Raw genomic sequence first — 26307 nt, 5'->3', positions numbered from 1 at the left:
TAAGTGATGAACTTAGCGGCTTTTTACTTTCTACCTCCCCTATGCGTTTTTCCTTCCTCCTTATTTTTCTAAGTTCCTTGCTACCGGTTTCGAGCCAGGCAGCAGGTTATTTTGATTTTAATACCAATGCGCAAAGAATCTACGACAAGATTTTTGAGTTGCGCCTGAATGAGGCCCAATCCCTCATTGCTCGGTTGAAACTCAATGAGCCAGACAATCTCATCGCATACCACCTGGAAAATTACGTCGATTTTTTCACGATCTATGTCTCTGAAGACGAACAAGCCTATCAGCGCATGAAGGCTAATCGTGATCGCCGACTGGAAAAAATTGCTGAAGGAAACCCGAATTCCCCTTACTACCTCTATACCCAAGCAGAAATACGACTCCACTGGGCCTTGCTAAAGCTCCGTTTCGAAGAGTACCTTTCGGCGTTTACAGATATCAATCGAGCTCATAAGTTATTACTGGAAAATCAGGCCCAATTTCCAGATTTCCTGGGCAACCAGAAAGACCTCGGTATTTTGCATGCCGCAGTAGGCACGGTGCCAGACAATTACCGCTGGGCGCTGGAAATGCTCAGTAGCCTGGAAGGAACGGTAGAGCAGGGTAAAAAGGAAGTAGAAGGTGTACTTCGTGCGGCAAGTAGCACCAACTTCCCCTTTAGGCAAGAAACGCAAGTACTTTATACTTTCTTGCTACTACACCTGGATGGTCGCCCCGAAGCAGCGTGGGCAGCACTAGAAAACGCCGACCTGCGAGCTAGCGACACTCCATTACATGCCTTTGTCTTAGCAAATGTGGCCATGCGCACTGGCCGTAATGATGAAGCTATCCGCTGGATGGAACAAGCCCCAAGAGGAGAAGCTTTCTTTCCCTTTCCTTATCTCGATTATATGCTGGGAGTTGCTAAATTGAGGCGACTGAATACCGATAGCCGCCGTCATTTACGAGACTTCCTGAGAACAACAAGAGGGCGCCATTATATTAAAGAGGCTTACCAAAAGTTAGCGTGGGCGGAACTGCTGAATGGCCGCCCCGAGGGGTATCAAAATTACATGACCCTCCTACAACAACGAGGCACCAATGCCGCTGGTGGTGATAAAAACGCCGAACGCGAAGCCGAAGCGGGCATTGTTCCGCCGCTTGTTCTCCTTAAAGCACGGCTGCTTTATGATGGCGGCTACTACCAACGCGCACTCGACATATTGGCTACCCAGCAAAAAAGCAGCTTGCCTACATTTTTAGGTCGACTCGAATATACTTACCGCAAAGGACGAATTCTTCACGGATTGAAAAAATACGATGCAGCATTGGCTCAATACGATCGAACGATCGAACAAGGGCAAACAAGTGAAGCTTTTTTTGCTTGTAATGCGGCCCTACAAGCTGGCTTGATTGAGGAAAAAAGAGGACGAAAGACAAGTGCTCGCACTTATTTTAATCGCTGCCTTTCTTTAAAACCTGAAGAATACCGTACAGGCCTCCACCAACAAGCCAAAGCCGGTCTTTCCCGGATGGGGGAATAGAAAAGAGGGAAGCCCCCCTTACGAAGATGCTTCCCAGCTCGTCATAAACTACCAGATTCTTTATCTAACCGCTACGCCTGGCGGTGGATGATTTTCCCAGTTTTTTCTCAATTTTCGTACTGCACGGGGAGAAAGTTCTACTTCATCAAGGGCGTGGTAAGCTTTTTCGAACCAGGCGGCTCCCCAAGCGGTATCGGGCAAGCCATATTGCCGGGTGTCATTTTCTACATGGCTACAGTAAGTCCATCGATATGGGTAAGTCTCTTGGATGCGCGGTGCAAAAGCAGGCAATAAGCGAAGTTGGGTAAAAGCGAAAGTTTCGCTAGGCCAGGTTACACTTTCCAGCCTGACGTATTGGTGGCGTAACTCTGCGGAACCATCAGCTTGCACTCTTAAAACCCAACCGTTGGTGTCTTCCAAGACAATAGACGCCAGTCCTAAACTGCTACTTTCTGTTGGCACCGGCTGACAGGCTTGGAAAAAGAATATGCCACTGGCGCAAACGATTAGTAGATAGAGAGCGTTTTGCATATTGTCCTTACTTTTGTACGTCAATAACAAGATGCAGGACCACTTCAAAATGGTGGTTTCTTAATTAGAATGAATGATTCAATATAAACGCTTTACCCTGGCTAACGGATTGCGGGTGTTGGTACACGAAGACCACAGTTCCCCTATGGCCACGGTAAACCTTTGTTATTACGTAGGTGCACGCGATGAGTCGCCAGAACGAACAGGGTTTGCTCACCTTTTTGAGCACCTTATGTTCAGCGGAACAAAAGCAGCGCCTAATTTTGACGCCCCTTTACAGATGGCCGGTGGAGAAAACAATGCCTTCACCAATAACGATATCACCAACTACTATAACGTCGTTCCTGCCGAAAATCTTGAGGTTGCACTCTGGTTGGAAAGCGACAGGATGCACAATATTCGCTTCAGCGAAAAGAAGCTGGATGTACAGCGTAAAGTAGTTGTTGAAGAATTTAAAGAAACCTGTCTCAATGAGCCTTACGGAGATGTTTGGCATCACCTGGCAGAGCTCGCTTACAAGGTTCACCCTTATCGTTGGCCTACCATCGGAATGGTCCCCGAACACGTTAGTGAGGCTTCACTAGAAGATGTTCAAGCTTTTTACGACAAATACTACCAGCCTAACAATGCTGTATTGATCGTGGCAGGAAAAGTAGACACGGACAAGGTAGAGGTGCTGGTAGAAAAATGGTTTGGGCATCTACCTTCCGGGCCACTCATAGAGAGAGTATTGCCGCCAGAACCACCTCAGCAGGCGCTACAACAAAGAATACTAAAAGCCCAAGAGCCTGCCGATGCCCTCTATCTTGGATTTCATATTCCAAGCCGGGTAGATCGTGATTATTACGGGGTAGACATGCTGTCGGATATTTTGGGCAATGGCCCTTCTTCTCGTCTTTACCGCCGCTTACTCAAGGACAAGGAGCTTTTTTCTGCTATCGACTGCTACGTCTCCGGTAGTATTGATCCCGGGCTCTTAATCATTGAAGCCAAGCCTGTAGAGGGGATTAACAACCAGCAAGCACGAGCAGCCATCTGGGAAGAGCTGGAGTTACTAAAAAGGGAAGGCGTAAACACAAGAGAATTAGAAAAAGTAAAAAACAAGGTAGAAAGCACCTTGATTTTTTCGGAATTGAGCGTGCTTAACAAAGCTATCAACTTGGCCTTTTTTGAAATCCTCGGAAATGCGGAATTGATCAACCAAGAAGCGCAATTGTACCGGAAAATTACCGGAAAAGAATTACAGAACCTGGCACAGCGCATCTTTGTAGAAGACAATTGCTCAGAGGTCACCTACGAAGCTGCTTTAGAGGAAGCTGTAGCTGAGGTATAGGTTTTCGTGCTTGGTGTTGTGCATGGAACGGAGTTTAGGTGCAATTAAGAAGAAGATTAGACTAATTAATGTATATCAAAGTAAGGTTCAAGGATTCTAATGGAGATATACTTACGCACGTAAGTAGAAAAGTAGAGTATGTCATGGATGTGTGGAAAGCTATAATTTCCACCTATGAGTCAGAAGAAGTTGATGTCGGTTTGTCTTTTGAATCTCATCGATCTCTTCTTTTGAAAATGCAAGATCAACTTGACCACAACTATCAGTATTCCTATCGGCGAATCAAAGAATATGCATCTAGGAATATTTTTGACAGAGATACGGTAATATCAAAATATCGCCCGGTTCGTTGGAGGATTGAACGGCTAAGATCTCTTAGTGGAAACAATGATGATACTAAGAGGGAGATGAGGAAATTGATAAATCAAATATCAAAATTTCTTTTTCAAAATTATTCCTATGGTAGTCTCTTGAATGGGGAGTTATTTGAGATATTAAGAAAGAATTCACCCTTGCGATCTCGTGATATTAGTAATCTCAATTTCATTGTTAACGCTTTATTAGTTGAACTATACTATGCTGGCTACGACCTTGATTTTATCAAAAATATTCCAGAGTTGATCCTGATGCGGCTCGGGCCAGACAAATTTCCTTGGGGTATAGAATTAGAAGGTTTAGACGAATTATCCAAGGAGCAATATATTAATAAACAGTGTCAAAATTTTTCTTTGCACACCGTTATAAAAGGAATCCAAAACTTACTTGATTCCGAACAAGAAAATGGATATGTCGTATTTCGAATTAATGGTGTCGAATTAATCGAGCCAGAAGAAATTGTTGTCGATAGAATCACCTTTTATAATCCTCAACGAATTAAGAAAATGAAACTTGGCAAGTGGAATGAGGATGAAGCCATGAAGAAAGTCGAGTTATTTCAATTTCTGCCAGACAAATTCAAGGATGTTCTTCCTTCGACTTGCAATGCAATTTATCCAATTAAATTTAGAGCAATTGAGAAAGAAAGGCGATCTATTGATCTCCATCGAGCATACAGGGAAATAAATAGGGCCCTCCCTTGGCTGGAACATATATCATCAAAGTATTCAAAACACAGAAAAATATCACCTAGTATTCAGCTAGAACAAAAAATACTTCTTAAGCAAGACTTTTCACCCCCAGAAGTCGGACTTGCCGGATTAGTCCCCATTGAAAAGAAGGTTTTGATCAGTAAAGATGAAGACAAGGAGGAATTCTATTTTTCGAAGGAGTTCTACATTGATAATTTGAATACTGAGATCACATATCAGAAGCATTTATTAGATCTCTATTTCGAATTGAGAAGACAGCAAAATCATGAATGGTTGCAAGGCTACGGAGAACTCTGGTCCATATGGGAAGTCCTATTTGTTCAAGGAACCGCTGAAGAGAAAAAACAAAGACTGACAGAAATTCATGTAAAGTGCTACCGGAAGTACTTGGAAGAAAGATACATCAGCAGGACGTTACAAGGACTAAGATGGAATTTGAAAGAGTCGCAAATGTTTAGTGGAGAACACTATCATTACTTTGGTTCTCGGATACTAAATAAGATCGGATTGGGTGAAAAATTATCCAAGATAAGGTTCAATCGGTATATTGATGATGCGCTACCGAATAGCCCTCTACTATTTCGATTAAAGGCAGAAGCTATAAAATTATTTGAGACTGATAAAGCAAGATTTTACCTCCAGGTTGATCAATGGATAGAGAATACTGTCAATGAAGTTTATCTAGCTAGAAATCTTCACTTCCACAGTAAACACGAAAATGAATTTGTCACTATAAGACTTAAGAAAGATTACATTAAGTTGAGCCTTGTGAGTTTAATGATGATTCTTCGGTTAGTGAAGAAGAACAGAAGAATTAGGAGTTTTTCAAAAGTTGTTGAAAGACTATAACTACTATGCCTAATCGAGTAGGGTAAGAAAGACAAGATGACCTTTCTTACCCCTCTCACACCACCTAGCATAGCATACGTATCCGTACTAGGCGGTTCGTAAACCATGGAAAAGACGTTTATATCTAATGCTGCATAGGTTTGTCCCAGAAGACGAGAACGGATTTGCCGAAGTTCATTTTTTAAATAAAAAAAGAAGCGAGCGTTATTTTATTGAAATTCAAGATACTGGTAGTTGTTCTTGATCTAACGGATAAGATAGTTGAACTCTCATTGAATGATGATAATTTTAAAGATTTCGAAGATGGTCTTCAATATTATACAGCCTTGGAAAACGAAGCAGAGATAATAATTACTAGAAACCTTAAGGACTTTAAAGCTTCAAAAATTCCTGTTATGACGGCAGGTCAGTATTTAAAAAAAATAGAATTCGGCACACTTTGCTACTACGTCCATGCTGCGCTGAGCACGGTGCGCTAGCTGGAGTTATTTTTTTTGCTGCCCCTTTATCAATACCATAATAAAAGATCAACAACACCGGCAAGAGCAGCAAATCAGCGAAGAGTGCAAACAACAAAGCTAAGCTCACCAACAATCCCGTCGTAAAGGTGGTCTGAAAGGAGGAGAGAAGCAAGACGCTAAAGCCAAGCACCAATATAATAGACGTAATCACAATGGCTTTCCCGGTAGAGAGATAGGTGTTGGCAATAGCCAATGCTGGTGAATGGCCTGCCGCCAATTCATTTTTGAATCTGCTCATAAAATGGATGGTATCGTCGACCGCAATCCCAAAAGCGATTGTAAAAACAATTACTGTAGACATTTTCAGGCCCATCCCCGTCCAACCAATAAGGCCTAGCATCAGCAAAAGTGGCAGCAAGTTCGGAAGGATTGCCAGTAAGCTCATACGAACCGATCGATACATCCATCCCATCAGCAAGGAAACAACCGCTACTGCAAAAATCAAGCTGTAGAGCAGGTTGTAAGTGATAATGTGATTGCTTTTATCCAAGAGCAGCGTATTCCCGGTAAGGCGAATATTCAATAACTTTTGTGCAGGAGAGTTGTCTAAATAAGCAGCCAGTTTACGATTCAATTCCTGGGTAGCAGCGCTTCCTCTGTCTTCCATTTTACCCGTAATTCGGGTTTCTTTATGATCGGCAGTAAGAATGGATTGCAGCCCCAAGTCTTCTCTCGCAACAAGCACCTTATTGACAAGGTATTTTAGAAAAGCAGAATCTTTGGGCAATACATAAGCTTCCGGTTGGCCCTGATGATGGAGGCGATTGGCCCGCTTGATCTGAGTTGCTATGGTATAAACATCACGTAAGCCGTAATCCTCGAGTAGATAGTGTTCCAGTTGGTCAATTTCTTGCAAAATTTCCGGACTCAAGATGGAGGAGGTGGTATCTGCAACCTCGAAGTGCATACTGAAGGTTCGAATCCCGGAAAAACGGGTTTCAAAAAACTGGAGCGTCTTACTGAAATCATCCTTGGCAGAAAGCTCCTCATAGAGATAAGCGTTGATTTGAAGCTTTGATATTCCGGCAAGCGCAAGTAATACTAAGCCAACCGTAATACCTAAAACCAGTCGTGGCTGCTTTATCAGAAATTGATAAACGGCCGCTATCTGCGAATCTGATCGATTTCCTTTCCAACTTAGTGCTTCTGATGAAACCTTATTCAACAGTACCGGCAACAGATAAATAGCAAATAAAAAAGCATAAGCAACCCCTATCGTAGTAAAAACACCAAATTCAATAAAGGGCTGCAGCGACGAATAAGCCAGTGTTGCAAACCCTAAGCCCGTCGTCAGCGTAGTCATTAGAATAGCACTGCGCATTTCCCGAAAGGTAAATCGGATGGCCTCTTCTTTAGCAAGTTCCCGATGGTCGTTGAAGCGATTAATAACGTGAATAACATCGCTCAACGAAATGATAGCCACAATGGTCGGAATCAATACGGTCATCATATTGATCGAACCACCCAGTAGTGCTATGGTGCCCATCGTCCAGATGATCGTGAGGGCAACAATAAAAATGGGCACCAGAATGCCTGCCACCGAACGGAAGCTGACAAAAAGAATACCCAAAATCAATAGAATAGCTAGGCCAGATAACCAATACATTTCCGCCTCAAGCGCCTTAAGGTAAGCGTCCTGTGCATAAATATCCGCGTAGAGGTGGGGCTGCTTAAAGCCCAGCTGACCCGTATGCTTGATGATAAAATCCCGAAATTCATCCTTGGTTTGATCATTTAAAGCTTCTGTCAAGAATAAAAAGACGCAAACAGCATCGTTCTGCCTGGAGATGAATTTTGGAAAAACATCCGGATGAGCTTGTAAAAAAGCAGAATCAACCGCGTAACGTTCGACATCATGCGGATGAAGGAACGGTGAATTCTGAATCCCAAAAGGGGTACGAAAATGGTAGCGCAAATTGGTCGGAGAATTGACTTCCTTGACCAAGGCGTGCTGCTCAAGAAAACCGGCCAAACTATCCAAGCGGAGAAGAAAATCGCCCTGATAAATACTTTCGGAATTCTCTAATCCAAGAATAAGATAGTCCTGATGGTGCGCAAATTTTTCTTTGACTTCTTCATAAAACGCCAGCTCAGGATCATCCTTGGGAAAGAGCTGCTCAATATTATAATCATAGTTGAGTTGCGTAGCAAAATACCCCTGAACGATGGTAATCAAGGCAATGACAAAAAAGAAGATGCGTGGCTGTCTGGACAAATTATTAGCTACTAATAAAGTGGATTAGAAACAGCACAAAAATAGCATTTGCCTTGGCATTTGCCTGTCGCCATCAAGGAGCTTTGCAATATTCCTTATTCGAAAAAGCCCCGGGCCTTGCATACACCAACATAAGGCGTGAGTGCAAAATCCGAGGCTATGCAAATCTTTAACAGCGAAGAATCTCGCTCATTCTGGTGTTCTCTTACTCCTTCGTAAGGGTTTCTTTCAGTTCACGATACTGGATGAACTTCAGCTCATTGATCTGTTGCATTGTTTTTCCAGTACCCGCTTGCATATAACCGTCAAAAACATGGCTCATATAGATCGGAGACTTTGGCTTATCGCTGGCAAAGCCAACACCACTATGACAAGAAAAGCAGTTAGAAATTTTGCTAATCGTACCTGTTTGAGAAATGTTCGGAGCAAAGGTTTGCTCAAAAGTTTCCATCGTAAGGTTGGCGTTGCCCGTACTTCCCCGGGGCATTGCTCCAGGGGCTACGTTCCCTATACCGTAAGCTAAAGAAACGATCGTATCCGCTTGTTGTGTCGGAGTGAGGCCATCCATATTTAGCCAGATAGAGCCTTTGTAATAGTAATTATTCCAAATATCTTGCAGGTTGGCCGCCACACAGCTGTCAATGCTTGTAATGTTGTTATAATTCGCAGGCTCTGCCTGACTGGTATTTACAAAGGCATTGTTTGTCGTTCTAGGAATCCCTAATTCGAAAAGGGTATAAGCTTTATTAGCCAGAACTGGTACTTTGGTAGTATCATTCCATTGGATTCCCGCCAGTGTATTCGTTGACCCCGTCTCAAAGAGTAACGTTTCTGTTGTGGAACTCGCCTCGCTAGTATTCCAGTCAAAATCCGGTGCCATATCATGATGCTCGAAAGTAGCCCAAATAAACTCCGGGTGATTAATGACAACACCTACTACATGAACCCCCAACAATGCTACGGTCTCTACCGTATAAGTATTGTCTGATTGCTGAACGGCAGCCGTAGTGGTGTAATAAGAACCGGCAACAGATGGGTCAATCGCATTTACATCCACCCATGAAACCTTCAACTCTACCGAACCGATAGGAAAGGTTTCTTTATTGTTTGCTGGTAAACTACCATTAAGAATAGCCGTACGAAAAGCGGTAGCAGCATCAAACATGGTAGCATTCATGTGGATGGAATAATAAACCGTAGCGGCGCTCTGATTTGTGCTGTAGTGAGGGTTGGTTTTCAATATACCGCCGCCGCCAGCTTGCTCAGTGCTTGAAAGAACCAGTGTTTCTCCAAGCTCTGGCTGTACAACATCCATTTTAGCATCTACTTCGGTAAATTCATCCAGGAAGAGCGGCTTGCCATTGCTCTGTGGCTTAGTCAGATACAAAAACTTCTGCCACGACCATTGGTGAAACATGCAGTTAGTGGTACTCGTAGTGTCAAATGGGCTGCCCTTGCCTTCCGCAGGTGCGGGTGTTTGACTATGCGGAAACCAGCTAGTTTCACATTCACACGCCGTTGAGGCATCGGCCATCAATACATCATCATAGGTAGAAGAGGAGGTAGCATCTGGTTTTTCCGTAGTGCAGGATAACAGATAAATAGCAGCTACGGTACTCAACACAAGTACCTTCGTAAGAAAGGTGGTGGAAAATTTCATTTTAATATGGGTGTAAAGGATTTAAGGAATATAATACTCTACAAAAATCCTTTATTTTTTGATTCTAAAACAGGGTATAAATACCTGATTACTAATCAAAACAACGCTCTAAGGATACATAAGCCTAGCCGGAACAAATTATTGACCGCTTATAAACTCGGTGATGCGTTTCGCAAAAAAGGCATTTGCTTTAGCATTCGGATGGTCATCATAAGGGGCGTTTCGGTATTCTTCCAGAGCTAGATCGACGGAAATATCGAGGGTTTCCAGGCCTAGCGCATCGAGTACTTTCAATGTTTCTTTCGTTTTAGAAGAAGGCGTTATTCCAGTGACCAAAAGCCGTACCCTATGTAAATCACATAGGGCTTTAATCTCTTGAAAAATATAGCGATTTACTTCTGCTTTGTCAATCTGCTGGCTTTGCTTTTGATCACTTAAATCTTGGAGAAAATTAACGGAAGCAAAAGTTTCCCGGTATTGCCAATTCTGGTAAATACTGTCCCAGGGGCAAAAGCGAATTTGTTTACCAGGCGTACTGGTGACAACATAAGGAACAGCAGCTGTTTTCATCAGCGTACTTACAGCGTCATTTGATCGTTGATACCCCATGAATAAATCTCGACGATAGGCAGGCGTAAGCGCGTTTCGTTCGTCATGAAAATCGGCATAATTAACAATGACCCACGCCGGTGGAGGCTGGATAGCGAGCTGTTGTTTTAACTGTAAATAGCTCTGAACCGTGCCATAACCAGGCACACCAAAATTCTTAGCGCTTAACTGGGGTAAATTTTTATTTACTAAAAAAGGAAAAGTCAGGCTATCATCGATACCCATGCCATAGGTGTAGGAGCAACCCAAAAACCAAATAGCAGGCAGCTCCCCCTGCTTTTCATAGGCTGCAATACGAATAGAATCGGCACCGTGAGTGGCAGTATAGGTAAGCCCTTCGTTGATCGTGACTTGAAAAGTGCCCGGATGCAACGCAAAACCGAGTGAAGCATGAGGAATAAGGCAATGATCAGGCGTAGACTCAATTTTGAAATCTACCTGCTGATAGGGGCGATAACCAAGAATAAGCAAAGCTATTTCCAAACAGGGGAGAAGAAGGAGAAGAAGATAAATCGCGTAAAGCAGGTTCTTCTTCCGCGAATTATGCTGCATCAATCTGGTCTTTTATTTTCGCGGCCCAATCCTTGCGCACCTGGTCGGAACTGTTGACCGTCTTGAAACCAAAGCGGGAGCCATCCCCCTCACGGCGAGGTATTACATGAAAGTGAGCATGAAATACTTCCTGCCCTGCAGCTGCGCCATTATTTTGGAGAATATTAGTCCCATCACAAACCAAATCAGGCGTTTGCCAAATTGCGTATTCTACTTTCTTGACCACCTTCCAAACCGCAATGGAAGTCGCCAAAGGAATACTTCTCAACTCACTGTAGTGGACTTTGGGGATAATCAACACATGGCCATGATTAATGGGCGAAATATCCATAAAAGCGAGCACTTGCTCATCTTCATAGACCCGGTGAGCCGGGAGTTCTCCATTGATGATCTTACAAAAAATGCAATGGTTCATAGCGGTTGCCTTTTTGTTTGTTCCCTATGATGATTAACTTGTGCCAGAGAATAAACCAAGTCCTTTTCAGATCCTAAAGTTAAGCATAATGAAAAATATCACGCTGCTGTTACTACTTGCTATTTGTTGTTGGAGTTGCGGACCAGAGGCTCCTCCTGCCAATGCTGAAGCTGAAGCAACCGAAACGACCGAAGAAGAAGCACCAACTCAGCAAAATACTTTCCTCATTCGCCCCGGCGAAGGGTTTGGTGATTTTAATGATGAATTGGCGAAAGCCGATCTTATGCGTCTTTTGGGCAAAAATCGCATTGCTCCGCGAGCATTTTATCTGGGAGAAGGCGAAACTGCACCTGGCCTGGTTTTATATCCCGACAGTCCCGAAGAAGTAGAGGTCTTACTTGACGAAGACGGGTATCCAATCATGTATCGCATCCAAGAGGAGGGTAGTGAATGGGCTACAAAAGGAGGCCTAAAAATAGGCAGTAGCCTAGCTGATTTAGAAAAAATAAACGGGCAGCCATTTAAGCTGACAGGCTTCGATTGGGATTACGGCGGCACCGTCACCAATTGGAATGGAGGCACCTTTGCCGATAAAGACTTCATGGTTGTTCTGGGGTACGATGTCGACGCTGCCCAGTTTACAGAGGAGGATATGGAACAACTTCTGGGCGACCAGGAAATAATTTCAACCCTTCCAGCCCTGAGGCGTTATCCGTTTAAGGTCGTTACCATTACACAGCGGTACTAGCTATTATGACAACAGAACAAAGAACGCAACTAGAAGAAGCGATTAGTAAAGGGTATTTCCACTCCTCCTCATTAAGAATGAGGGAAGGCTTATTATTGTATCGGAAGCATTTTAAAGATTTTGCTCTTTTTGCTTTATTGGTGCCTTTTGTAGGGAGTGTTTTCACCCTTCTCGGCCTTGGTTGGATAGGGACAATATTACTGACCCTGATTATTTCTCCGGTGCTAAATGCAGGCTTTTACCTGGCAGCTCACAGTGTCATGGAAGGAGGAGATTGGGACTTCAAACGTTTCTGGGGTGCTATTCCCCAGGCAGGGCCTTTGGTTTTGAACAATCTACTCGGTATTCTTATAACCGGAATTGTGATACTTCCGATCTACTATTTATTTCAGCGTATTGGTTTTATGGACTGGTACCAGGAGGTGCTCAACAACCCTGTAAATCCGCCTGAACCACCTCAGATGAGCAGCACCGACTCTACGGTGTTTTTTCTGAATTTGGTCCCGCTCATTTACCTCCAGGTAGGTTTTAGTTGGGCTTATCCGTTGATCTTATTTTGGGGAGCAAACCCTCTAGAAGCACTAGAATTAAGCAGACGGCTGGTGACCAAGCGATGGGGAGCACAGTTTATGCTACTGCTGACCTTTTTCTCGCTATTTATGTTAGTCAGCATATTGCTATCTCCGCTAGCGATTGCAGCACCGGGCCTAGCTAATGTGGTTTCCTTTGGCTTGTTTTTGATTCTGCCCTGGGTGTACTGCAGTCTTTACCTCGGTTTCAGAGGCGCGTTGACCCCTCAAGTAGAAGAATAAAATCTCTCGTATCTTTGTCGATCACTTTTATACTTCGCCAAGCCTAGATTTGCCGAAGTATTGCACAAAATAAATTGAACCTACTTTTTGAAAAACGTCGGCTTAGTTTATTTTCTTAAAAGGATAAAATCTCACTCATGACAGCTTTTCGTTCGTTGATTGAAGCGGCCTTTGAGGACCGTAGCATGTTAAAAGACAAAAATGTTCAAGAAGCTGTAATGGCGGTCATTGAACAACTCGACCAAGGCCGCTTACGTGTAGCAGAGCAGATATCTACACCTAAGAATCCGGAAACAGACGGCAAGTGGCAAGTCAATGATTGGGTAAAAAAAGCCGTTATCCTTTATTTCCCCATTGCCAAAATGGAAACCATCGAAGTGGGTCCCTTTGAGTTTCACGATAAAATTCCGTTGAAGAAAAACTTTGCACAGCAAGGGGTGCGAGTTGTACCACAGGCACTAGCTCGCTATGGCTCTTTCCTGGAAGAAGGAGTGATCCTGATGCCTAGCTACGTCAATATCGGTGCCTATGTAGGCAGTGGCAGCATGGTCGACACCTGGGCTACTGTGGGCAGCTGTGCCCAAATTGGCCAGAATGTTCACCTCAGTGGTGGCGTGGGTATTGGTGGTGTGTTAGAACCGCCACAAGCCGCACCAACGATCATTGAAGACAATGCCTTTATTGGTTCCCGGTGTATCGTAGTAGAGGGTGTACACATCGAGCGCGAAGCCGTTTTGGGTGCCAATGTTGTTCTTACCCAAACGACTCGGATCATCGATGTTACCGGCCCTAAGCCTGTAACTTACCGTGGCCGTGTACCAGCTCGTTCGGTCGTTATTCCTGGCTCTTACACCAAATCTTTCCCCGCGGGCGATTACCAAGTACCTTGTGCATTGATTATCGGCGAGCGTAAGGCAAGTACGGATAAAAAAACTAGTCTAAATAGTGCTTTGCGGGAATACAATGTCGCAGTGTAAGTAACCAAGAGTCCCGAGAAAAAAATGAGCACTACGCGGCGCCAAGAGCAGGCAAAACTCCTGAGGGTTGTAAGGAAAATACATCGTTGGACTGGTGCCAGCCTCTTTGTTGTATTCTTATTTGTAGGTATCACTGGATTGCTATTAGGTTGGAAAAAAGACAGTAAAGGCTATCTTTTGCCCGATACCCAGAAGGGAAGTTCTGCTAAAGCAGAAGATTGGCTAGCCTTGAATAATTTACAAGACCGTGCCCTATTTTTGATCGATTCTCTCCATCCAGAGCTAGACAGCAGTATTGACAGGCTAGATGTGCGCCCAGGCAAAGGCATTGTCAAGTTTACTTTTGAAAATCACTACCATGAACTGCAACTGGATCTCAGCACTGGCAGTCTCCTAAGTTCTGGCAAGCGGCGCTCCGACCTCCTGGAACATATTCATGATGGCTCCATCATTGACAAGCAATTTGGTAGTGGATTCTTCAAATTACTTTATACCACCGTAGCGGGATTAGCCCTTTTGGTCTTTACAGTAACAGGGTTTTGGCTCTGGTACGGGCCGAAACGGATGCGAAAGTAGGGGGCGGTCCAAAACCATCAAACCAACCATCGAACCATCGAACCATCGAACCATCGAACCAAACAATCAACCACCGCCATTTTGCGATCCACAAGCCCGGAGGGTATTTGTCGCAGTTTGTCAACAACCAAACCAAGCGGAGGAACAAAAAGCTATTGGGTGACCTCCAAGATTTCCCAGAGGGAACAATGGCTATTGGACGGTTAGATGAAGATTCTGAAGGCCTGTTATTGCTTACGACCGATGGTAAGGTGAGTGCACAAGTACGCAGTAAAGAAGTGGAAAAGGAGTATTATGTTGAGTTGGATGGCGAAATCACTCAGGAAGCCATTGAACAACTAAAGGCTGGTGTAGAAATAAAGGCACGAAAAACAGCTTACCTCACCTTGCCTTGTAAGGCTATGCTTCTGGACCCCGCTCCTGTTTTTGAGGTCACCACAAGTAAATCCGCACGTAGAAGACATCGCCCAACAAGCTGGTTGTCGATAACCATTAGCGAAGGTAAATTCCGGCAAGTTCGTAAAATGACTGCGGCGGTAGGGTTTCCTACGCTGAGGTTGGTTCGTATTCGCGTTGGTGGCGTAATGTTGAATGATATGCGTGCTGGCGATGTAGTAGAAATGACTGATTTTCCGCTATTCCCCTAACAGAGAGTGTTCAAAATTGTGTGTCTCGCGCAGTGCCGTCAGAGCCCGCAGAGTTTTTTTATTACTGGTTATCAAGTAGATACATTTCGGCAATTATTCATCAGACACACATTAATGAACAGTCTCCCCTAACAATCTCTCGTAAACCTCCATCAACTCTTTTACACTCCTTTCCACAGTGTAGTTTTCCTGAATATAAACCTGCCCGGCAGCGCCTATTTTTTTGCGGTAATCAGGATTATCAACCAAGCTACTTATGGCTGTAGCCATTGCTGCCGGATCACGAGGCGGAATCACGAGGCCGCTTTCACCATCGATGGCCAAGCCTTTATTACCCCCAATATTGGTCATGATGGTAGCCTTACCGAGAAACAGGCTTTCCAGCAATACTTTTGACAAACCTTCTCCTTTTACGGAAGGAAGTAAGCTGAGGTCACAAGCTTTGACGAGTGACAACACATCCTTGCGAAAGCCCGCAAAAACGACCCGGTTTCGGATACCTTTCTTATCCAATGTCGCTAAGGTAGCAGGATCATCCAAGCCTCTACCAATAAGCAGAAAATGAGCCGGGCTTTCTTTGGCGAGTAGTTCAATGGCGTCTAACAGGTAAGGAATGCCCTTCATGCGTCGTGCATTCGCCACCACGCTCACAATAACAGCCTCTTTGGGAAAACCAAATTCACCGAGATCGCCTGTCGGTATGTCCTGGTACCAAGCTGGGTTATGTCCTTTACTGACGGTTACAGCTTTCTCTTTTGGAAAAAAAAGTTGCCGGTCAAAAACCTCTTTTACGGCACCTGAAACGCAGGTAATCGCATCAACCCTCGGGTTCAGGTGAGTCAGGTAATTAGTAGGATCCCACCAGTGGATATTTCCTGTATAACCACGATAGGTGACGACTTTTACATCCAATCCACGAACCGCGCGGATGCCATTGATGATGGCTTTATTATTAAATAAGTGGATAATCTGTCGATCCTGCTCAATGATTTCTTTCCTTATTCTGGCAACTGCTTCCTTTGAAAACTTCTTCTTTGGGTGAAAATCTATGACCCGCATTCCGGCATCGCGAAACTTTTGGGCAAAGGGCGTATCTCCGTAGGTCATCACCTGCACATCAGCACCTGCATGATGCAGCCCAATGAACAATTCCCCTTCCGGGCGAACAGCATTGTAGTTATCATCATAATCACTAATGACCAGAATACGCATGCTCCTATTTTTTTTTTAACGCTTACAACCTTACACTCACCTAACCCTTACACCTTTTTACCCTTTCGGATAAATACCCTCTGGCGGCACCTCTCCCATAGGCACTTCACTCACATCGGAGCTTCCGTAAGGCTCATACGGGGTTTCATCTAATATTTTCACAAAAGAAAGATGCACGCGCTCAACGAAAACATTGAGGGCTGCGGTAGAACTTTTCAGCATCGCATAATTGCCGCCTCGGATCGTCGCGAGCCCCAGTTCTTTATACGTTTTCAGGTTGTGTCCATCACCTACTGTGGTGAGGAAGTCGACCATCTCAGAAAAGACGCCACGGCGTTGGTAATCGGCATGAATACCGAAAGCAACTCCCTTTACGATATTGGGCTGTCCGCTGTATTTCAAATTGTACAAGAAGCGGGGCATCTTCCACCAGCTCAGTTTTCCTTTCGCAAATTTGAGTGAACGGTTGATATCAGGCATCAGGGCACAGAAGCCTACCGGCTCATCGCCTGCAAAGGAAATACAGGTAAGATTGGGGTCCATGACGGGCTTCATCATTTTCAACATCTTGTAAATCTGCTCGCCTTCCAAAGGTTTGAAGTGTGGCATATTGGCAAAGGCAGAATTGTACACTGTGGCCATGTGGTCCCCTTCGGTGCGCAAGTCACGAAGATTGATCACCCTTGATTGTACATTGTACCGTTCGCGTACCCTGCCTGAAATTTGCGTAAGCCGTTCAAAGGCCAAGTTCTCCACTTTACCACCAAAAGTAAAGACCTGCTCTTGCGGCTGGTAGTTACGTGCGTTGAAAAACCGCTGGTAGTATTGTGGATGATAATATTCGTGATAAAGCGGCGGATACCATCCCTTTGTGAGTAGACCCCAGAATTTATCGCGCTCCCCAAAATTGATGGGCGCGTGAATCATGCTAATTCCCTCCGCTGCCAGATATGCCTCAGCAGTGTCAAAAAGCAGCTTGGCAGCCTCGTCATCATTGACACATTCAAAGAAACCGATGCCGCCATCCTCGCGACCAATTTTTGCGTTTCTCCGCCCGTCGATAAAGGCAGAAATACGGCCGATACCTTTACCCGCAGCATCAAGAAGTACCCAAACCTTTGCTTTTCCCTCCTCAAAAGCCTTGTTGGATGCAGGGGAAAATATTTTATCGATATCGCCTTCCAAGGGAGCGATCCAATGAGGATCATTGGCATAAATATAATGAGGTACCTGATAGAAAATTCGCCAGTGTGCAGGCGTCGTTACTTCTTGTATTTGCATAGCTATTCGTCGTTGGTATTCGAGCTAAAACAAGATGATCCAATTTGTTTTAAGGTTTAGTAAGAAAAAGAACACAACCTCTTTTTAGTCCGTTGCTTATCTTTTTCTTACTAAACCCAAATTGGATCACCTTATTTTTATACGCTCACTTGAACGCTGCAAAAATAGTTATCTTTATTGGAAATTGACTTATCTCCCTATGCACGCGAACAGCTTGGCGGAAGCATTAGCTCATTCTCATGAAATTCGGCACCTGGTACTCAGCGGGCAAGACCTCGAAAGAGTACCTCCCAAAGTCTGGAAAAAACTACCCAACCTTGAGAGTCTGGACTTAAGTCACAACCGGATAAAAAAACTACCCGCTGGCCTGGCAGAACTTACCCAACTGAGGAGTCTACAGCTAAGCTTTAACCGGATTACTCGGGTAGAAGATGATTTTTTCGGCCTATTTCCATTGCTTAAACACCTGGATTTACGCAACAACCGCCTGCGACAATTACACCTCATTTCGCTTTCGCTGGAAAGCCTGGACGTGAGTGAAAACAAACTCAAAGGCATTGCCCCCCTGCAACTGCATTGCCCGGAACTATTACACCTGGATCTAGCCAATAACAAGCTACAAGAGTTTACCGTACTTTCGGAAAACCTCGGACATCTGCAATATCTGAATCTTGGGTTCAATCGTTTGCAAAAATTACCGAAACTGCCCGCGAGTTTATACGCACTAGTTATTAACAACAACCGTTTATCCAGCCTCCCGCTCAATTGGCTTGATCTAAAACGATTGCAACGACTGGAAGCTTCGTACAACCCCATACAGCTGAGTTTGCCCCAATTGGCCCAAAATGATCAACTCAGCTATATTGATGTTCGCCAAACACCGACCAACTGGCCTGGCGTGCAAGCATTGCTGCTGAAGCTCCCGCAACTTCGACACCTTTACGGTGGATTGAGCCGCAAGCTGCAGGAACAATTGAGTGGTTTCCTGGCAGAACTACCACCGGGGATGGAAGCCTCTCGGCGGGCCTTGTGTTTTCGTTTGTGGCAAGGTTTTGCCGCAGGACAGGTAGAAATTGGCAGCCTTTGGTCTTGCTTAAACGCCAACCTGCATCCCCTCATCCAATTGGGGGCACATTATGAACTACTTCGTAAATATCCTGCTCGCGACGGCCAACTCCGTAGCCGAACCTGGTGGTTGTGTGGCAACATGGCCAGTGATATGACGATGATGAAAAACCGGCTCACCGCAGCGGGTATCGACTGGACAGACAAACCCGCCAAAGCGACCGGCGTCCTTCTCGGGCACCAGTTTTCTACCCTCGATCAACAAGTTGGGGCCATGCCAGTGATGGAAGAACGTCAACTGGTGCAATGGTTGGATCGCAAAGAGCGCCGGTACCTTACTCAAACCCGAGACCGGGTACAGTTAGCCAACCTCGAAAGAATGCTCCGTGCGCCAGATTCGGGGACTTTCCAATTGGGAATACAGCTACTACGAAACCAGGGAACCCCCGATGAACTCGTAAGTACTTTATTACAGCGCTGGTTAGTAGCTTCACCAGCAGATCGTGCTACTTGGGAAGATGTACTCTTGCCTTATCTACCAGGAAGTCTTAATATCGCCTTGGCTCAGCGAGAGCGAATGCTTACGCTCCCTTCCAGGCGTGGAAAAGCCGCTGTTTGGTGGAAGTTGATGCAGTAGACTATATCAAAATATAGAGAACCCCGATTTGGAAGTCAACAACTCCAGCGCTTTCATGCCCAAGATAGAATTTCCTTTTTCGTTAAGTCTCGGACTCCAGACGGCAACACTATAAAAATCAGGGTAAACGGCCGCAATGCCACCACCCACACCGCTCTTGCCGGGTAGCCCCACAAGGAAAGAAAACTCGCCAGATTCATCATAAAAACCACAAGTCTGCATCAGTGCATTCAGGCGCTTGAGCTGGCTGGGCGTTAGATCTGGAATGTTACAATCGAGCCGATTTCGGCGGGCAAAAAGATGAAAAGCCTGCGCCAATTCCGTACAACTCATTTCAATAGAGCAGTAATGGATATAGAGTTTCAACACCTCAATCGGGTGGTTATCAAGATTGTTAAAAGACTTGAGGTAGTAAGCCAAGGCAGCATTCCGATAGGCGGTATCCAGTTCAGAATTAACAACGACCTGATTATACTCAATGCTTGGACAACCACTCAATTCGCGTACAAAGTTGAGCATATCTGCATAAGGATCATTGAGGTTACTCATCAAAACATCCGTTACCACCAGTGCTCCTGCATTGATAAAAGGATTGCGAGGAATCCCCTGTTCTTGTTCCAACTGAAGTAAAGAGTTAAATGGTGTCCCCGAAGGCTCTACATCTACTCTTTCCCACAGCTTTTTACCAACCAGACCAAAAGCAGCCGCCGTGGTGAATACTTTGGAGATACTCTGAATAGAGAATCGTTCTTCGCTATCCCCATAGGTAAAAGTCCTTCCATCAAGAAAAGCCAAGCTAATGCCGAATTTATTGGGGTCAATATTGGCCAGTTCCGGAATATAATCGGCCTGCTGCCCTTGCCCAAAGTAAGGCTTTAATTCCTGGACAATGCCAGATAAGAGCTCGTTATAATCGGGTTTTGAATTGGTCATAGTCCAAGGTTTCCTGTTTCATTTGTTTTTATTTTATACCTAACACCTCTGCAAGGTATTACATTCTAAATCTATACAGTTCTCAATCAATCTCAATTGACCCGTCTTGATCCAGTATTTCTGGATACGGAGAAGCTGCTTTCCTGCTGAAAAACATGCTTCGAAAAAACATAGCAAACATTACAAGAGAATATAATACTGAAATCTTAAGCGGTGATACTTTTCCAATAACACCTGCTAGCATACTAAGATTTTCAGGAAACGGATTGACTCCTGAAAAAAGGAGATGACTGGCCCAAGTCAAATAAGCGAATAATACGGAAACAAAAAGAAACACTGTGAACTTCATAATTAATTCCTTGTAGTATTTTTTTTGCACACAACGGCTAGGCTGTGGTGTAGTGCCGAAGAACGAGGCTTATCGCACAAGCTAAGTTGTAACCAGCTACCTTACTATTATTTTCTTTATATCTCTTCCGTTTTTAGTAGTGAGTATTAACATGTAGAACCCTGTTTCCTGTCCGCTAATATCAATAGTTGTTAACCCTAGACTTTTATTTAGTTCAAGAACCGTTAACCCTCTACTGTTAACAACTTGTACATCATAGTAATCCTGATCTTCGGTAGTAATATTTATCTGTTCTTGTGCTGGATTTGGAAAAACAGTGAATTCGACACTAGGCCTATCCTCGGTTGAGGTCAAACATGACACAAGTGCCGACTCGCTAGCAACATTTACATAACCTCTTGAAAGCTCTTCAAGATACTGAAATGCAAAACATGTCATTTTGCAAAATTGTCATCGGGATATAGCTATTAATTGAAAGGTTACTAGCAATTAGCGTATCGCCAATAAAATTGATCTCTCCATTTTCAATTATACCTTTCACGTAACTACTTAGGTAGATTGGAGTAAAGTTAAAAACAATTATCTTGGTGCTAAACTGATTGACTTGGAACTTCCAAATAACATAAAAGACTTGCCTCACTAAAATTAAATATGCCTTGAGCATATATTTTGCTTACTAAAAGCAACAGCAGGAAAAGAATATTTTTCATGATAAACTTATTAAACATGTGTTTTTATTAAGCTATAAAACCATTAAATTAACAGTAATAGTCGAAAGTCAAATCTAAGGTAGAACATCATTACGACGCTTAATTACAAATGAAGTGTCAATCATCCCCTGCTAACGATTAGTACCCAATCTCTTTTCTACGTCCTAAAAAAAAATCAAAAATCATATAGCAAACAAACACCTCTTACTTTAGGAATAAATCTTTTTCGCAAAAGACAGGCATATATGTTCAAGCAAAAAATCTTCAAATTCACCCACAAGTAATGATCGTCTAGGAATATTTTTTTCATTCTCTACCTGGCTTATGTATTTTCTAAAGTCTTCCTCTAACCCTAACTCCAAAGCAACGTCCTCAAAGTCTTTCACTTCATTGAAAAGTTCTAGGTATAACGCACCGTAGCCATTCATATCAGCAAGAAAAAGAAGTTCAGGATGAGTTCTTTTATTTAGGAATTCAATAACCTTTTTTGATACATTCATTGGTTCTTCTTTAGAAAAGCCGCGATATTTTTTGAGTACTCTTTCTCCTTTTCAAAATTGGCCGCCAACTTACTTCCCACTCCCCCCAACACCCCAAAGATAGAACAACTTTGGTCCTTTACCCGAAGCGCTTACCTTTACCCCTACACAAAAAGGGCACCAAAGATGACGCTAAAAGGAATGTTGAGTATGGAAGAGCTGCACACGATGGCAGCTAACGAAGAAATAGAAACGATCATCGTAGCTTTCACCGACCATTATGGCCGCTTGGTGGGCAAGCGTGTTGCGGCAGATTTTTTTGTAGAAAAGATTGCCGAGGAAGGTACCCATGCCTGTAATTATCTCCTTACGACAGATATGGAAATGGAGCCTATACCCGGTTACGCTTCTGCCAACTGGCAAAAAGGCTACGGCGACTTCCACCTCGTTCCTGACCTGAAGAGCTTACGGATTGCTGATTGGTTGGACAAAACAGCTATCGTATTGGCCGATGTTCATAACCAGGAACACCAATTAGAAGGTATTGCCCCCCGATCAATACTAAAAAATCAAATGAAGCTGCTCCAAACCTTGGGCTATACTGCTGCGGGTGCCTCTGAGCTAGAATATTACCTCTTTGAAAATTCTTACCGCCAAGCACACGAACAGCATTACCAAGATTTAAAAGCCGTAGGCTGGTACCTCGAAGATTACCACATTCTGCAAGGTACTCGTACCGAAAATTTCCACGGGCGGGTGCGTCGCCACTTGCAGCGTTCGGGCGTGCCAGTAGAAACCTCCAAGGGAGAATGGGGCCTTGGCCAACACGAACTGAATATTCGCTACGCTGAAGTACTGGAAATGGCCGATCGGCACATCGTCTACAAACAATGCCTCAAAGAAGTGGCCGACAGCATGGGCTACGCCGTGACCTTTATGGCCAAATACGCCGAAGACCAAGCGGGATCAAGCTGCCACATCCACCTGAGTTTATGGAAGGATGGCAAAAATGCCTTCGCTGGCAAAGAGTCGTTTGGTGGTGTTGCCTGTTCGCCCATCTTTCGCTGGTTTCTGGGAGGGTGGATGAAATATACGCCAGAGGTCATGCCTTTCTTTGCACCTACCGTCAACTCCTACAAACGGTACCAGGATGCTTCGTGGGCACCCACACGCCTGGCGTGGAGCTATGACAATCGCACAGCAGGGTTTCGCGTAGTTGGAAAAGGCGAAAGCTTGCGAATAGAGTGTCGCATCCCAGGCGCAGACTGCAACCCTTACCTCGCTTTTGCGGCTTCACTAGCGGCAGGTTTACAGGGTATAAAAGACCAAACAGCGCCGCCCGAAGCTTTTAGTGGAGATGTTTATGCGGCCAAAGAATTGGAGATGGTGCCTACCTCTTTGGCAGATGCAACGGCATTATTTTCACAAAGTAGCTTCGCAAAAAATGCCTTTGGCGAAGACGTTGTAGCCCATTACACCCATTTTTTTCAAACGGAATCCCGTGCTTACGAAAAATCGGTAACCGACTGGGAAAGAAGACGTTATTTCGAGCGCATCTAACTTAGACTAGCCTTTTTCTGAGAAAAAAAGCAATTTTAACATAATATTAAGAATCCCGCGCCGTTTTAAATCCCGTAAATAAAGAACAGCACGAAAACAAAAAGCGATTTTATTTTTCACAATAGTTAAATAAGCGATTTATTTTAAGCGATTTAACTATTTGGAAAACTTGAGAAAAATCGCAGTTTGTTTTCTGCGCAATACACATCTATGTGAGTTTTCTACCACGACATTTTAATTATCTGCCTTCAGGTACAATTTAAACCTCATTAAAAAAGCATGATTTCAAGTGATTACGTATTGATCACTTAATGAAGGTTTATTTCTCCAGTTAACAAGACTTTTTTATACAACATCATCTATTGGTTACCCCACCAAAGGGTAGCCTACATTTTTATTCAAACTTCTTAGAGATTATGAAAAATCAAAAAAGCGGATTAATCGTTGCGGTGGTATTACTGGCGATCGCACTAATCGGTTCTTTAATTTGGGGTAGCAGCACCTCGGGCAAAGTAGACAAACTACAAGCCGATAAAATGGCGGTAACAGCTTCTTTAGAAGACATGTCAACCCTCCGGGATGAACTAGCTGCCGAAGTAGACAGCATGGTCATACAGTACGACCAACTAGCCCAGGACAACAACAGCCTGCAAGGGCAGATGGCACAATCGCAGGAAGACCTGAACCGTGCTAAAGCAGCACTGAGCAAGGCCAAGCGTAGTTCTGCTGGCGAAATCAACGATCTACGGGCGCAGATCGAAGAATTGCAGCGTGTCAAGCAGGATCTGCAATTAAACATGGACAGTATGCTGGCTCAAAACGATTCTTTACGCCTGGAAATTGGCGTACTCGAAGGCGACCTGGCTATGTCTACAGAGCAGAACACTATGCTCAATGAATCCAATGAACAAAAAGACAGTGAAATTAAAGCACTGACTTATGAAAGCTTCAAAGCCACTTCTTTTGAGATTTCTCCAGAGGTAAAAAGCGGTAATGCAACGGCCAAATCAGGAAGAGCACGTAGGATTACAGCCAGCTTTGAGCTGGAAGGTGTACCAGCTGATTACCAGGGTTCACGCCCTATTTACCTGGTGATTACAGACGAAACGGGAACACCGATCCCCCGCACGGACTACATCACTACGACTGTCCGCCCGCTTGATGGTCAACCACAGGATATCATGGCGGTAGAAGCCCGTGAGGAGGAGTTGACGGAATCACAACGCTTGACCTTTACCCACGAGCTAGAGAATAAACTCGATGCCGGAAACTATACGCTAAGTGCCTATACCGACGTAGGGTTCCTAGGATCATCTACCTTCCGTCTGCGTTAATATTTTTTTTGCATTAATACCCAAACACTTTCCCAAGTATCCCTTTGGATAATTGACGGCTAGGCGCTCACGCACTTAGCCGTTTTTTATTTTACCTATTTTATGAGCTTACCTGTTTAAAACCTGTAGCTTTGCACCCGCTAAGAGCTAGGAATAAATTCAAGATTTACTTCTACCAAAGTATAGCTGCCGTAAGGTATTTTGCCCTAACCACCATTGCCACTGCTAACCAGTGGTCACCACAAGTGTTTTACTATGGAACGCTTAAGCATATTTGATATTTACAAAATCGGCGTAGGCCCATCCAGCTCGCATACGCTTGGCCCTTGGAATGCTGCAACCCAGTTTGCGGCAGCACTTTGGGGAAAAGACATTGACCACCTCGAGGTTCACCTCTACGGTTCACTGTCAAAAACAGGCCGCGGGCACGCCACCGATGTGGCCGTACAGCTAGGCCTGGAAGGCCACGACCCCGTCATTATTGACACCCAGGAAATTCCCGCCATCATTGAACGAATTCTTAGAGAGGAGCGACTGGAAGTCAATAAGAACGATATCACTTTCTCCCCCAAACAGGACATCATCTTCCACGGGCACAGCCTCCCCGGCCACCCCAACACCCTTACCTTTAAGGCCTTCTATAAGGATGAATTGATAGAAGAACACACCTACTATTCTCTCGGCGGTGGGTTTATCGAACAAGAGGGCGTATCCCAAACAGATATCCGGCAAGCGTGGCTACCGTTCCCGATCGACGAGGGATCGGAATTACTGGACTATACCAATACGCACGATTGTCGGATTTCGGATATTGTTTGGGCCAACGAGCTGCGATTTCGCAATTTCCGGTCCTTCAAAAGCAGAATGGATGGCATTTTCCGAGCGATGCTGGATTGTGTATACCGAGGNGTCACCACCGAGGGTATTTTGCCCGGAGGCTTAAACGTCCGCCGCCGCGCCTACAAGCTAAACCAGGAATTACTCAAAGGGGCAGCTTTTAGTAATCGCGACGAGTGGCTAGCGCTCGTAATGAAATCGTCCCGAGATTTTGTAACCGTCAACAAGTGGGTAAGTTGTTTCGCGCTCGCGGTCAACGAAGAAAACGCAGCGCTAGGCAGGGTAGTCACCTCCCCAACAAATGGCGCAGCAGGGGTTATTCCTGCCGTGATTTTATACATGTATTGTTTTTGTGATTGCAATACATTGGACCATGTCGAACGTTTTTTACTCGCCTCGGGTGAAGTAGGCTGCCTTTTCAAAAAAGGGGCTACCATTTCCGCAGCCATGGGTGGTTGTCAAGCCGAAATTGGCGTTTCTTCCGCTATGGCTGCTGCTGGTCTCACCGAGGTTTTAGGCGGAAGCCCCAAACAGGCACTCATGGCCGCCGAAATAGCAATGGAACACCACCTTGGCCTTACCTGCGACCCCATCGGAGGGCTGGTTCAGGTACCCTGCATTGAGCGCAATACCATGGGAGCAATCAAAGCAATAACTGCTACCAACCTGGCACTCTCCGGCGATCCTGATGATTGTAAAGTAAACTTCGATGTGGTCGTAAAAACCATGTGGGATACCGCCCAAGACATGAATCACAAGTACAAGGAAACGTCCGAGGGCGGACTTGCTTTTAACCTGCCGGTAGTGCTACCTAACTGTTAAGAAATCAATAGCTAGGGTGAACCCAA

Annotated in this window: 22 protein-coding genes; 12 read left to right on the top strand and 10 right to left on the bottom strand. The window is 44.5% G+C overall.

The genetic code is table 11. The annotated features are described in order from the left end of the window. The first annotated feature begins 41 nt into the window (after positions 1 to 41). Positions 42 to 1529: a tetratricopeptide repeat protein gene (locus tag A3EU_RS0113585; RefSeq protein WP_020536722.1), complete on the top strand. Its 1488-nt coding sequence runs from the start codon at positions 42 to 44 to the stop codon at positions 1527 to 1529. A 60-nt stretch (positions 1530 to 1589) separates the two neighbouring features. On the opposite strand, the gene A3EU_RS0113580 is transcribed toward A3EU_RS0113585, so the two are convergent. Next, on the bottom strand, positions 1590 to 2060 hold the full coding sequence (locus tag A3EU_RS0113580; protein WP_020536721.1) for a hypothetical protein: 471 nt from the start codon (positions 2058 to 2060) through the stop codon (positions 1590 to 1592). A 73-nt stretch (positions 2061 to 2133) separates the two neighbouring features. Here A3EU_RS0113580 and A3EU_RS0113575 point away from each other — a divergent pair, with 73 nt between their 5' ends. Together A3EU_RS0113575 and A3EU_RS0113570 are read left to right on the top strand one after the other, a co-directional pair. Then, complete coding sequence (locus A3EU_RS0113575) at positions 2134 to 3393, top strand: M16 family metallopeptidase (RefSeq protein WP_020536720.1); 1260 nt, start codon at positions 2134 to 2136, stop codon at positions 3391 to 3393. Positions 3394 to 3536: 143 nt separating this feature from the next. Further along, the gene (locus A3EU_RS0113570; RefSeq protein WP_156825760.1) at positions 3537 to 5330 is read left to right on the top strand and encodes a hypothetical protein; all 1794 of its coding nucleotides are present in this window, start codon (positions 3537 to 3539) and stop codon (positions 5328 to 5330) included. A gap of 393 nt (positions 5331 to 5723) precedes the next feature. Here A3EU_RS0113570 and A3EU_RS0113565 read toward each other — a convergent pair whose 3' ends face one another. The 4 genes from A3EU_RS0113565 to A3EU_RS0113550 all read right to left on the bottom strand — a co-directional run bounded on the left by A3EU_RS0113565 (position 5724) and on the right by A3EU_RS0113550 (position 11302). After that, complete coding sequence (locus A3EU_RS0113565; protein ID WP_020536718.1) at positions 5724 to 8066, bottom strand: efflux RND transporter permease subunit; 2343 nt, start codon at positions 8064 to 8066, stop codon at positions 5724 to 5726. A gap of 205 nt (positions 8067 to 8271) precedes the next feature. After that, positions 8272 to 9726 carry a hypothetical protein gene (locus A3EU_RS0113560; RefSeq protein WP_020536717.1) on the bottom strand — a complete coding sequence of 485 codons (1455 nt, stop codon included), beginning with the start codon at positions 9724 to 9726 and terminating at the stop codon, positions 8272 to 8274. Between the two features lie 138 nt (positions 9727 to 9864). After that, entirely contained in the window at positions 9865 to 10887 is a 1023-nt protein-coding gene (locus A3EU_RS0113555; RefSeq protein ID WP_020536716.1) for an SGNH/GDSL hydrolase family protein, read from the bottom strand. Further along, positions 10877 to 11302 (bottom strand): HIT family protein, encoded by a 426-nt coding sequence (locus A3EU_RS0113550; protein WP_020536715.1) that lies wholly within the window; start codon positions 11300 to 11302, stop codon positions 10877 to 10879. Before A3EU_RS0113550 ends, A3EU_RS0113555 begins: the two co-directional genes overlap by 11 nt. Before the next feature lie 88 nt (positions 11303 to 11390). Between A3EU_RS0113550 and A3EU_RS32815 the strand changes: the two genes are divergently transcribed. The 5 genes from A3EU_RS32815 to A3EU_RS0113525 all read left to right on the top strand — a co-directional run bounded on the left by A3EU_RS32815 (position 11391) and on the right by A3EU_RS0113525 (position 15062). Next, positions 11391 to 12050 (top strand): hypothetical protein, encoded by a 660-nt coding sequence (locus A3EU_RS32815; RefSeq protein ID WP_020536714.1) that lies wholly within the window; start codon positions 11391 to 11393, stop codon positions 12048 to 12050. A gap of 5 nt (positions 12051 to 12055) precedes the next feature. After that, positions 12056 to 12862, top strand: a complete 807-nt coding sequence (locus A3EU_RS0113540) for a hypothetical protein (RefSeq protein ID WP_156825759.1) — start codon at positions 12056 to 12058, stop codon at positions 12860 to 12862. A 137-nt stretch (positions 12863 to 12999) separates the two neighbouring features. Further along, on the top strand, positions 13000 to 13839 hold the full coding sequence (locus tag A3EU_RS0113535; protein WP_020536712.1) for a 2,3,4,5-tetrahydropyridine-2,6-dicarboxylate N-succinyltransferase: 840 nt from the start codon (positions 13000 to 13002) through the stop codon (positions 13837 to 13839). A 24-nt stretch (positions 13840 to 13863) separates the two neighbouring features. After that, positions 13864 to 14415 carry a PepSY-associated TM helix domain-containing protein gene (locus A3EU_RS0113530; protein ID WP_020536711.1) on the top strand — a complete coding sequence of 184 codons (552 nt, stop codon included), beginning with the start codon at positions 13864 to 13866 and terminating at the stop codon, positions 14413 to 14415. Positions 14416 to 14480: 65 nt separating this feature from the next. Then, positions 14481 to 15062 (top strand): pseudouridine synthase, encoded by a 582-nt coding sequence (locus A3EU_RS0113525; protein WP_026211389.1) that lies wholly within the window; start codon positions 14481 to 14483, stop codon positions 15060 to 15062. A gap of 111 nt (positions 15063 to 15173) precedes the next feature. Here A3EU_RS0113525 and A3EU_RS0113520 read toward each other — a convergent pair whose 3' ends face one another. Both A3EU_RS0113520 and A3EU_RS0113515 read right to left on the bottom strand, forming a co-directional pair. Then, a complete protein-coding gene (locus A3EU_RS0113520) occupies positions 15174 to 16274 on the bottom strand; it encodes a glycosyltransferase family 4 protein (protein WP_020536709.1) in 1101 nt (366 codons plus the stop codon). A gap of 57 nt (positions 16275 to 16331) precedes the next feature. Beyond that, positions 16332 to 17555, bottom strand: coding sequence for a hypothetical protein (locus A3EU_RS0113515; RefSeq protein ID WP_020536708.1), 1224 nt, complete (start codon positions 17553 to 17555; stop codon positions 16332 to 16334). A gap of 199 nt (positions 17556 to 17754) precedes the next feature. Between A3EU_RS0113515 and A3EU_RS0113510 the strand changes: the two genes are divergently transcribed. Then, on the top strand, positions 17755 to 19257 hold the full coding sequence (locus A3EU_RS0113510; RefSeq protein ID WP_020536707.1) for a leucine-rich repeat domain-containing protein: 1503 nt from the start codon (positions 17755 to 17757) through the stop codon (positions 19255 to 19257). 6 nt (positions 19258 to 19263) lie between these two features. On the opposite strand, the gene A3EU_RS0113505 is transcribed toward A3EU_RS0113510, so the two are convergent. The 3 genes from A3EU_RS0113505 to A3EU_RS0113485 all read right to left on the bottom strand — a co-directional run bounded on the left by A3EU_RS0113505 (position 19264) and on the right by A3EU_RS0113485 (position 21749). Beyond that, on the bottom strand, positions 19264 to 20190 hold the full coding sequence (locus A3EU_RS0113505; RefSeq protein WP_020536706.1) for a glutaminase: 927 nt from the start codon (positions 20188 to 20190) through the stop codon (positions 19264 to 19266). A 445-nt stretch (positions 20191 to 20635) separates the two neighbouring features. Beyond that, positions 20636 to 20977 carry a T9SS type A sorting domain-containing protein gene (locus A3EU_RS35525; protein WP_020536704.1) on the bottom strand — a complete coding sequence of 114 codons (342 nt, stop codon included), beginning with the start codon at positions 20975 to 20977 and terminating at the stop codon, positions 20636 to 20638. A gap of 481 nt (positions 20978 to 21458) precedes the next feature. Further along, on the bottom strand, positions 21459 to 21749 hold the full coding sequence (locus tag A3EU_RS0113485) for a hypothetical protein (protein WP_020536702.1): 291 nt from the start codon (positions 21747 to 21749) through the stop codon (positions 21459 to 21461). Between the two features lie 165 nt (positions 21750 to 21914). Between A3EU_RS0113485 and A3EU_RS0113480 the strand changes: the two genes are divergently transcribed. The 3 genes from A3EU_RS0113480 to A3EU_RS0113470 all read left to right on the top strand — a co-directional run bounded on the left by A3EU_RS0113480 (position 21915) and on the right by A3EU_RS0113470 (position 26281). Continuing rightward, the gene (locus A3EU_RS0113480) at positions 21915 to 23288 is read left to right on the top strand and encodes a glutamine synthetase family protein (RefSeq protein WP_020536701.1); all 1374 of its coding nucleotides are present in this window, start codon (positions 21915 to 21917) and stop codon (positions 23286 to 23288) included. A gap of 416 nt (positions 23289 to 23704) precedes the next feature. Continuing rightward, positions 23705 to 24622 carry a kinetochore Spc7 family protein gene (locus A3EU_RS0113475; RefSeq protein ID WP_020536700.1) on the top strand — a complete coding sequence of 306 codons (918 nt, stop codon included), beginning with the start codon at positions 23705 to 23707 and terminating at the stop codon, positions 24620 to 24622. A 255-nt stretch (positions 24623 to 24877) separates the two neighbouring features. Continuing rightward, complete coding sequence (locus A3EU_RS0113470; RefSeq protein WP_020536699.1) at positions 24878 to 26281, top strand: L-serine ammonia-lyase; 1404 nt, start codon at positions 24878 to 24880, stop codon at positions 26279 to 26281. Positions 26282 to 26307 lie beyond the last annotated feature (26 nt).

This window comes from Lewinella cohaerens DSM 23179, assembly GCF_000379805.1.
Taxonomy (GTDB): domain Bacteria; phylum Bacteroidota; class Bacteroidia; order Chitinophagales; family Saprospiraceae; genus Lewinella; species Lewinella cohaerens.
The sequence above is the reverse complement of the archived record's forward strand: the minus strand, read 5'-3'. Positions and strand labels throughout refer to the sequence as shown.